The sequence below is a fragment of the Methylobacterium sp. WL116 genome, assembly GCF_008039455.1.
Lineage (GTDB): Bacteria > Pseudomonadota > Alphaproteobacteria > Rhizobiales > Beijerinckiaceae > Methylobacterium.
On sequence record NZ_VRUV01000615.1, the window covers coordinates 1 to 2,450 of the forward strand.

General features: G+C 72.0%; 1 protein-coding gene and 1 pseudogene. One reads left to right on the forward strand and one right to left on the reverse strand.

Annotation, left to right across the window (positions count from 1 at the left end):
• Positions 1–608: pseudogene (locus tag FV223_RS25310) on the reverse strand (hypothetical protein); the annotation flags it as partial.
• Between the two features lie 261 nt (positions 609–869).
• Here FV223_RS25310 and FV223_RS25315 point away from each other — a divergent pair.
• A partial coding sequence (locus tag FV223_RS25315; protein ID WP_147729531.1) for a methyl-accepting chemotaxis protein occupies positions 870–2,450 on the forward strand: 1,581 nt, incomplete at its 3' end.

The window sequence follows — 2,450 nt, forward strand, 5'->3', positions numbered from 1 at the left end:
GCCGCCGCGGCGGCCCCCGGCGGCGGCTTGACCGCCTCGGGCGCGGTGGCTTCCGTCTTGCCCGTCCCGGCCTTGCCAGACGGGACGGCGGCACCGGACCAGAACCCGCCGCCTCCGCCGCCGGCCGGGACCGTCACGCTCTTCATGATCGCGTCCAGGGCGGTCCCGTTGGTCTGGCGGTCGTCCTCGGAGCCCCACACGGTCAGCAGGACCACCCAGTTCCGGCTCGCGTCGAGGGTGACGAAGTCGATGATCGCCTTGCCGTTCTTGTCCGTCGCCTGGTAGCGCTGCACCTGGCCCGGGGTGCCGTTGAAGTCGATGGTCTGCTCGGTCGGCTTGCCGACGAGCTTGACCTTGTTCTTGGTCAGGTAGGCCTTGCTGTCCTTGATCAGCGCGTCGAGGCGCGCCTTGCTGTCGGTGGCGATGTTGACCACGATGTCGCCGTCGGCCGAGACGGAGGCGATCTCGGTCTCGTAGACGCTGGTGTCCCAGTCGTCCGGCATCGTCGCGGTGACGGCGGGTTCCTTCGCCGGCAAGACGATATCCTTGGCGCAAGCCGGCGCGGCCAGCCCGGCGAGCAGGGCGGCCCCCACGATCCATCGCTTCATCTGACGTCCCCCGGACCGGGCTCGATCATCGATCCCGACAGGGTCCACTCATCCGGGCTGACGAAGGAACGGTCAAGGTTATGCCCGCCGGGTCCGCGGGTTTATGCTGTCGTTCTCGCAGCTTCGACCGCAGGGTGGCGAAGCATCGAGGATGTCGGTTTCGCGCCCCGAGGCCGTGCAGGGGTGAGCGGGTTGCAAGCTTAACGGGTCCTTGACAACCTCTGGGTAGGTTCGACCACGCAAGCACGGGGCGTGGACGCGATGACGATCGGCGGCAAACTCATCGGACTGGTCGGCGCCTCTAGCCTCGTGACCCTCGTGGTCGCGGGCGTCGGGCTCGACACCCTGCGGACCTTCAACGCGTCGGTCGGGGCCGCGCGGAACGCCACCGAGAACGCGCTGTTCGCGGCCGAGCTCACCCGGCTCACCACCGACACCGCACTCGAATCCCGCGGCATCTACGCCGCCGCCAGCACGCAGGCCGCGCGGACCTACGCCGGCGGCATCGTCCGCGATCTCTCGGCGATCGATGCGCTGCTGACCGAGTGGCTCCCGGCGGTGCCGGCGGAGGACCGGGCGCTGTTCGACCGCGTGGCGAAGGACGCCGCGGATTTCCGACGGCACCGCACCGAGACGGCCCGTCTCGGCACCGAGGTCTCGCCGAAGGCCGCCGCCGAGCAGGGCTTCACCGAGGAGAACCGCAACAACCGCATCGCCTTCCAGGCCGGGATCGAGGCCCTCGTGATGCGCAACCGCGACCGCATCGAGAGCCTGAACGCCGGTGCCGACGCGCTCTACACGGGGCGCCTGCGCCTGCTTCTGGCGCTGGCCTTCGGTGGCGCCCTGGGCGGCCTGCTCATCGGCGGGCTGTTCGGCCATCGCATGATCGCGAGGCCGCTGCGGGCCGTGTCGACCGCGATCCGCCGCCTCGCGGAGGGCGACCGCGACCTGCCGATGGTGAAGCCCTCGCGCGACGAGATCGGCGCGATCTGGGCGAGCATGCGCACCTTCGCCGACGCGATGGGCGAGGCGGACGCCCTGCGCCGCAGCCAGGCCCAGGCCGGCCTGGAAGCCGGCGCCGTCAAGCGCGCCGAGATGGACACCCTCGCCGACCGATTCCAGGGCAGCGTCGGCGGCCTCGTCGGCCACCTGGCCGCGTCCGCCGGGACGATGGAGGAGACGGCCCGCGCGATGGCGCGCAACGCCGAGCGCACCAGCCTGCAGTCGCAGGCCGTCATGGACGCCGCCGGCGCGGCCTCGATGAACGTCCAAGCGGTGGCGGCCGCCACCGAGGAGCTGGCCGCGACCGCTAACGAGATCGGCGCGCAGGTCTCGCAGACCTCGGTCGCCGCCGCCGGCGCCGTCGAGAACGCGCGACGCACCGAGCAGTCCGTGCAGCGGCTCGCCCGCAGTGCCGCCAGCATCGGCGAGGTCGTCTCGCTGATCTCGGGCATCGCCGGCCAGACCAACCTGCTGGCGCTCAACGCCACGATCGAGGCGGCGCGGGCCGGCGAGGCGGGACGCGGCTTCGCGGTGGTGGCCGCCGAGGTGAAGAGCCTCGCCGGCCAGACCGCGCTGGCGACCGACCGGATCACCGCCGAGATCGCCACGATCCGCGAGGCCACCGCCGACGCGGTGGCGGCGATCGAGGAGATCGGCGGCACCATCGGCTCGGTCCACGAGATCGCGATGGGCGTCTCCGCGGCGGTGGAGGAACAGCAGCTCGCCACCCAGGAGATCGCCCGCAGCGTGAGCGACGCCGCCGAGGGCACCCGGGCGGTGAGCGAGACCATGGCCGAGGTCCAGGCCCTCCACCTGCGCGGCGGTGAGGATGCCGCGGGC